The organism is Desulfovibrio sp. (genome assembly GCF_047607245.1).
GTDB lineage: Bacteria > Desulfobacterota > Desulfovibrionia > Desulfovibrionales > Desulfovibrionaceae > Desulfovibrio.
Genome location: NZ_JASGDK010000032.1, coordinates 1 through 6,349 on the forward strand (window position 1 = coordinate 1; position 6,349 = coordinate 6,349).

The 6,349-nt window shown below is 49.0% G+C and carries 7 protein-coding genes; 3 read left to right on the forward strand and 4 right to left on the reverse strand.

Going from position 1 to position 6,349, the window contains the following annotated elements; genetic code table 11:
- Window positions 1-183: hypothetical protein (locus tag QM579_RS02475; RefSeq protein ID WP_414997652.1), on the reverse strand; the 183-nt coding region annotated here is incomplete at its 3' end.
- Here QM579_RS02475 and QM579_RS02480 point away from each other — a divergent pair.
- Window positions 103-861 (forward strand): PP2C family protein-serine/threonine phosphatase, encoded by a 759-nt coding sequence (locus QM579_RS02480; RefSeq protein WP_414997646.1) that lies wholly within the window; start codon window positions 103-105, stop codon window positions 859-861. The two genes, QM579_RS02475 and QM579_RS02480, sit on opposite strands and share 81 nt — an antisense overlap.
- Before the next feature lie 234 nt (window positions 862-1,095).
- On the opposite strand, the gene QM579_RS02485 is transcribed toward QM579_RS02480, so the two are convergent.
- Window positions 1,096-1,326, reverse strand: a complete 231-nt coding sequence (locus tag QM579_RS02485; RefSeq protein WP_414997647.1) for an SHOCT domain-containing protein — start codon at window positions 1,324-1,326, stop codon at window positions 1,096-1,098.
- Between the two features lie 268 nt (window positions 1,327-1,594).
- Between QM579_RS02485 and QM579_RS02490 the strand changes: the two genes are divergently transcribed.
- On the forward strand, window positions 1,595-3,418 hold the full coding sequence (locus tag QM579_RS02490; protein ID WP_414997648.1) for an ATP-binding protein: 1,824 nt from the start codon (window positions 1,595-1,597) through the stop codon (window positions 3,416-3,418).
- Window positions 3,400-4,767: a sigma-54-dependent transcriptional regulator gene (locus QM579_RS02495; protein ID WP_414997649.1), complete on the forward strand. Its 1,368-nt coding sequence runs from the start codon at window positions 3,400-3,402 to the stop codon at window positions 4,765-4,767. The genes QM579_RS02490 and QM579_RS02495 overlap by 19 nt, the downstream gene beginning before the upstream one ends.
- A 34-nt stretch (window positions 4,768-4,801) precedes the next feature.
- On the opposite strand, the gene QM579_RS02500 is transcribed toward QM579_RS02495, so the two are convergent.
- Window positions 4,802-5,380: a tetratricopeptide repeat protein gene (locus QM579_RS02500; RefSeq protein WP_414997650.1), complete on the reverse strand. Its 579-nt coding sequence runs from the start codon at window positions 5,378-5,380 to the stop codon at window positions 4,802-4,804.
- Window positions 5,370-6,296 carry a cytochrome c-type biogenesis CcmF C-terminal domain-containing protein gene (locus QM579_RS02505; RefSeq protein ID WP_414997651.1) on the reverse strand — a complete coding sequence of 309 codons (927 nt, stop codon included), beginning with the start codon at window positions 6,294-6,296 and terminating at the stop codon, window positions 5,370-5,372. The genes QM579_RS02500 and QM579_RS02505 overlap by 11 nt, the downstream gene beginning before the upstream one ends.
- Window positions 6,297-6,349: the final 53 nt, after the last annotated feature.

Sequence of the window (6,349 nt, forward strand, 5' to 3'; positions counted from 1 at the left end):
GAAAGAAACAAAGGATATATGCCCACCACTGAGGCAGAAATGGGAAGCTTTTCCTGATGTGGGCTTTAGAACCGTACGCAACACCACAACATCGAGCAGCGAATGATTTCTTTTTCCCTGCATGCTGCCAGCCACAAAGGCAATATCAGAAAGGTAAATGAAGACAGGGTACTCACTGTTCACTGTGCCAATGGGCCACTGTTGTTAGCGGTGGCAGATGGTATGGGCGGTGTCGACGGTGGTGACATAGCTGCATCCATTGCAGTAAAGGAGCTGGAGCTTGCTGCCAGTCACGAGCTTGATATCTTTACCCTTGAACAAGCAGCCATAAAAGCTCACGAAAAAATTTACCAGCACGCAGCTACACATACAGCCCTTGATGGCATGGGAACAACGCTTACTGCGGCTCTGCTGCATCAAGGCGATCTCTACTGGGTTCATGTGGGAGACAGCAGGCTCTATCGCCTTCGAGCCCAAAAACTTGAGCAACTCACTACCGATCACCGTTTTCTCACCAGCATGATTCAGGCAGGTGATATTACCGTTGAGCAGGCACGAAAACACCCGCTCAAGAATGTGCTTGAGCAGTGCCTGGGAGGACGTGACCTGCAACTCGAACAAGGACGCACTGACTTGATTGCTGGGGACAAGCTACTGCTGTGTACTGACGGCCTCCACGATGAGGTGTCGCTGGATACAATGAAGCATCTTTTGACTATTGATACTGAACCAGAAAATTTGACAGGCAGTTTGTTGCAGACCGCCCTTGATGGTGGCGGTAATGACAATATCAGTCTTATTGTGGCTGTTTGTGAGACAAGCCAGCATAGCTTGCATTTGTCCAGCCAGACGAACCATTAGTCACATAGCGGTGCTGCTTGGCAAGAACAGGCTGCCGCTCAAGAATTGTGACCACCGGTTTGCCAGCTGACTTGATTACACCTCTGTTGCCCTCAGATGTTATTCGCACCTCGAATAGAAGCGGACTCTGCAAAAATGGGAATCAATCACACCTGGATGATGACAAAGACGGCCATGCTGCCTGAACCACAGCCATCTTTGCTATTTCTTATGCGGTGATACTGCGTTGAGATGTTATTTAATATCAAGGAATCCTCTGAGCGTATTAAACTCTTCTACAGATATTTCACCACGAGCCAATCTTGATTTTAATATTTCCAAAGAATCAAGCCTGTCGTAATTTCGTGAATACTTTTTCCTGTTGTGGCTGAGGATAAAAACACCGGAGACAATGATGGCAAGCAGCATGAGTCCCAGTACCCACGCTTCCCAATGAGATAATTTCATGAAGTAGTGTTCGAGCATATTTTTATTCCTTATGGCTACGGACAACAAAGTGTATTGTGCAACTGGTTCATAATAGCCGCGGTATCCCTTTTTACAGAATCCGTGTTTTAACCATTAGCAAATCCCGTTCCAATTTTTTTCATGTAACATACTTTATTTGCAGTGCAATTTATGTTGCCATGTTGAAATAAAAACAATGTACAAAAAAATTACTCAAAAGGAATGAAATGTTGGGTCAAAAAAACCCAAAGGCCAATCTGAAATCACCCTGCAAAAGAGGGCTTAAATGAAATTTTCTTCAACTCTGACCATCCGCCAGCCAGGAAAATACCTTTTTGGGTTTTCACCGTGGCTCCTGGTCGGCGTGTCCTTTATCCTTGGGCTGGCGGTGCTGGTTCTTGCCATCAGAAACTCTGAAAGAGAAAGAACGCACACCATCCAGAGTTATTTTGAGCGGGCAGAAGCCTTAATATGGGCTCTGGAAGCCGGAGCCCGCACAGAAAAAGGGTTGGGCGTTCAGGGTGATCTGCTGCAGGCGCTCATCGAAGAAACGGCTCGGCAGCCCGGTATCGTCTATATGTCTATTGTGGCCCCAAGTGGAAAAATTATGGCTCACAGTAATGTCTCCAACGTAGGCAGTACTGTGCCAGATGGATCTTTGCCGGGGGACCTTGTTACGCGTATTGCCGAATATAAAGATGGGCGCGATGACAGGGGCAAGGTCTTTGAAGTGTACCGTGGTTTTTCCCCCTTATCGCAAGATCATGAGCCCCAGGGCGCACACGCCAAAAAACAGGGAGAAACTCATCGCGAACACCTTGGTTCCCATATGGGCGTCGGGGGAGTCAGCCAGGCAGAATCACTTGAAAAAGGAACCGCAAGTTCTTTCATTTTTGTTGGGTTCGACAAAAATCCCTTTGACGATGCACTTGCCGCCGACCTGATGAATAACCTGCTTGCCGCCTGCCTGGTCGCAGGCCTGGGCTTTGGCGGGTTTATTTCAATGTTCTGGGCCCATAGCCATAAAGTGTCCTGCCGCAAACTGAAAGACACCCAGGCGCTGGCTTCGGAAGTATTGAGAAGCCTACCTCTGGGTCTGGTAACAAGTGACCCGGAAGATAACCTCAGCATGATCAATGCAACTGCCCTGACCATGTTTAAAACCAGCAGAGATGTGGTACAGGGCCAACCTGTTAAAATTCTTTCCGGGCTGGACTGGGATTCAATCACAAGTGCACTTGCGAGAGATAAAAAAATTTTGGAACGGGAGACCGAGCTGATACCCATTGGGGGCAAACGCATTCCTGTGAGCGTCAGCGCTTCTGAGATTCGGGACGATGGTGGCCTGTTTCTGGGATATCTTTATATTCTGCGTGACATTACTGAACTCAAGCGGCTTCAGGGCGAAGCGCAAAAAAACACCCGCCTTACAACGCTCGGCACCCTGGCTGCCGGTGTAGCCCACGAGATAAGAAACCCCTTGAGCTCCATCAAGGGGCTGGCGACCTATATTGCCAGAAAAATGCTGGAAGGAGGGCCGGAAAAAGAAGCGGCCGATACAATGGTTCTGGAGGTGAACAGACTGAACGGGGTTGTGGCAGAACTTCTGGAATTTGCGCGGCCCACAATGATCAAATTTTCTGAAACGGATATTGACGCAGTCATTACGCGTGCTCTGCGGTTGACTGAAGTAGATATTAAAAGTGCAAAAATTACGGTTGAGTACACCGCTCGTAAAGATTTTCCCCTTGTGTTTGCCAGTAGTGAACGACTTACCCAGGCATTGCTGAATCTTTTTTTGAACGCGCTTCAGGCTATGCAGCCAGGAGGTAAGCTTGGCGTCACTGTGAAGCCGTTCTCAAACGAAGAGTACGCTATCGAAGTGTCGGACACCGGGTATGGCATTGCCCCGGACGTGCTGGAATCAATTTTCACGCCATATTTTACAACCAAACCTTCGGGAACAGGCCTCGGCCTGGCGATTGTGCAGCAAATTATTGAAGGGCATGGCGGCACCATATCCGTGACGAGCGAACCGGGCCAGGGTACTTCTTTTACCGTTTGTATTCCTTTGAGGCCACAGGAGGCGTCATGGCAAAAGAAACCATAAATCTGCTGGTGGTGGATGATGACAGCAGTCATAGAAACACGTTGAAGACTCTGCTCGCCGAATGGGGATATGCCATTGCCACCCTTGAAGACGGCGAAGCTGCTGTTGAGGCGTGTAAAAAACAGCCCTTTGACCTGGTGTTGATGGACGTGCGAATGGCAGGCATCAGCGGTATCGCCGCCATGCAGAAAATAAGGGAGTTCAATCCATCCATTCCGATCATAATCATGACCGCCTACTCGGATGTTGACAGTGCCGTAAACGCGCTCAAATCCGGGGCGTATGACTACCTAAGCAAGCCGCTTGATTTCGAAGATCTACGGCTGACGCTGGCAAGAGCCCTGGATCATGCTTCCCTGCGTGATGAGGTCAAAGCGCTCAAAAACACCATAGCCCATACCTTTGTTTCAGACGGATTCATCGGTCAAAGCCCTGTCATGCGGCAGTTGCTTGAAATGTTGTCTTCCGTTGCGCCCTCAGACGCCACAGCGCTTATTACTGGTGAGTCGGGAACGGGAAAAGAGCTGGTGGCAAAAATGCTTCATGCCAACAGCGGGCGACAACGAGGACCATATATTGCGGTAAACTGTGCAGCGTTGAGCGAATCTCTGCTGGAGTCTGAACTGTTCGGTCATGAAAAAGGTGCGTTCACTGGTGCTGAAAAGCGTCGGGAAGGACGTTTTTCAGCCGCAGATAAAGGCACCATATTTCTTGATGAAGTAGGCGATTTGCCAATCAGCATGCAGGCCAAGTTGCTTCGAGCTATTCAGGAACGTGAAATACAGCGTGTAGGTAGCGACGTTCCAATCAAGGTTGATGTGCGTATTCTGGCTGCTACAAACAAGAACCTGGAAGAAGAAGTCGCTGAAGGCCGATTTCGGCAAGACCTGTATTACAGGCTGAATGTGGTTTCGTTGCACCTGCCAGCCCTGAGGAACCGTCGTGAAGACATCCCCCTGCTTGCCAATCTGTTTCTGAAAAAATTTGCGAAGGCAAACGATAAAGCCATTAAGGGTTTTACGCCTGCCGCTATGGACAAACTGGTAAAATACCCCTGGCCCGGCAACGTACGCGAGCTGGAAAATACTGTGGAACGGGCAGTGGTGCTGCTTATGGGGGAATACGTCAGCCAGAGAGAGTTGCCGAAAAGTGTCGCTGATGAAGGCAAAAAAAAGGCATCAGACCGAACTGATTTCGCAGACATGACCCTGGAAGAAATTGAGCGAGTTATCGTGACGCAGTTAGTTGAAAAGGCTGGTGGCAATAAAAGTGAAGCTGCCAGAAAACTTGGAATCACCAGAAAAACACTTGTTTCCAAGATGGGGGGCAGCACTGCGTTTTCTGAATAGAGATGCCGGGCCACGCGCCCGGCATCTCTATTTTCTACATGGCAGCTAATTCCTCTTCAATGGCTTTTTTAAACTCTTGCTCCTGCGGTTTCATATCAATAGCCTGTTGCAGGTACAACCTGGCCTTATCCTTATTCTGGAAACCATATTTATGTATTACCCCAAGGTAGTATAAGGCATGGTAATTTTTGGGATCAAGACGAAGTATCTTTTCATAGTCAAGAATCGCCTCATTGTAGTTACCCGCCCGGGCAAGTGCCGCAGCACGATGATTGAGGGCGTTGACATCCTCTGGCATGAGATCGATGGCCTTAGACCAAAAAAGCGCCGCCCTTTCCCAGTCCTGCTCACGACTGAAAATTTCGGCGAGGTTTTGCAGTGTTGTCACATCCTGAGGATTCTTTTTCAGTTTGGCCATAAGTGCGCCTACTTCCGCCATACTGTCTGATGCGCTTGCGGCGGCGCCTGCCTTCTGGCTGACCGAGGGTAATCCTGCGCCGCCAACAAAGGCCACCATAAAAAGAATAAAAATCCCGAACGCCATAAGACAGATAGTTGGTTTTTGCCACATAGGCACGCTGGCCTGTAGGCAATTCTGAGCATTAGTGGACATGGCTTTCTTCCTTCCGTGATGCACGAACACGCCAGGCAAGAAGAGGCAATATGCTAATAAGAATACTGCCAATCCATACCCAGTTGATCATGGGGTGTATGCTGACTCGCAAGGGCTGAAGCTGACCATCTTTTATATCGTGAATGGTCGCGTAAAATTCTGTGCCCAGGCTGAACAGAGTTGAGACTTCGCTATTGGGATGATCAAAGTTGCGAAACAGGCGCTGCTGAGGCTTGAGTATGCCTATCACTCTATTATTCTTGAGTACTTCAATCTCTGCTTCGTTGATCGTCAACGAGTCGGTTTTTATTTCACGAAGCTTTTTGTATGTAAAAGTGTATCCATTGGCGGAAAAGCTCTCATTGAGTGCCATTGGGCGCTCCCAACCATCTTGAAACGGGCCTGAAACAGCCACGCCAAGAACAATGAGCGCAAAGGCTGCATGGGTTCCATAGCTGGCAAGCACAGGCCGAGACAATGCTTTTTTGCCCAGCGAAAAAGCCAGTATAATCGTGGTGGTAAATACGCTCACCGCTGAAGCCACTCCGGCAACAGCCAAACTTGGTTTGATATCCAGAAGAATGCCACCGACGATGATGCCAAGCCATACTGCCGCAGTCATAAGAGCATTTTGGGGCTTGTTCAGTCCGCCTTGCCAATTCAGCCAGGGCGCAATAGCCATTATCAGTGCCAAAATGACAAAAAGGGGCAAACATACAGTATTATAAAAACTTTGTGATACGACCAGGGGCGTAGTTTCCCAAAACTGACTCAAGACCGGCCAAAGTGTTCCCAGGGTGATGATGGTTCCAAGGCCCAGCAGCAGCCAAACCAGCACAACTGTCATGCCAACTCTGCTCTCGAGAGACGGCAGAGGGGCTGAGGCAGAACGCCCCATTCCCATAATCACCAACATGCTTGCCAGTGAGAAAAAAACTATCCCGAAGAGTAACGGCCCCCCAACAGTCC